Source organism: Candidatus Hodgkinia cicadicola (assembly GCF_002774925.1).
In genome coordinates this window covers 1-458 of record NZ_NXGO01000149.1, presented here as the reverse complement: position 1 = coordinate 458, position 458 = coordinate 1, and the positions used below count along the sequence as shown (strand labels likewise).

The window sequence follows — 458 nt, the reverse complement described above, 5'->3', positions numbered from 1 at the left end:
AACAACCAAACACCAGAACCACAAGTTTGTTAATAATACCGATGTTGGATGTTATAACATAATAAAACTTACCGTTAACAACAAAAGCATAAGATAAAATGATCTAGATAAAACAAAACATCGAACATTTACATCAACATTGGATTAAATTAATACCGAAACAAACAAAAACATGAGGATGTTGCTTAAAATAGAATCAAACTGTTAACTATTATAAGAAAACCTGTTAAAACCAACATTTAACCGCAACAAACAACATATAAATATCGGAACAATAGGTCATGTCGATCATGGTAAAACAACGTTAACTGCAGCAATTACTAAATTCTTTGGAAATTATAAACCATACGAAGAAATAGATTCATCTCCTGAAGAAAAAGCTCGTGGAATAACTATATCAACCGCCCATGTTGAATATGAGTCTAAAACAAGACATTATGCTCATGTTGATTGTCCAG

At 30.8% G+C, this 458-nt stretch carries 1 protein-coding gene; it reads left to right on the top strand.

The window, feature by feature from the left end:
- Window positions 1-223 precede the first annotated feature (223 nt).
- On the top strand, window positions 224-458 hold a 235-nt coding region (locus MAGTDC_RS03860), incomplete at its 3' end, for a GTP-binding protein (protein WP_278046999.1).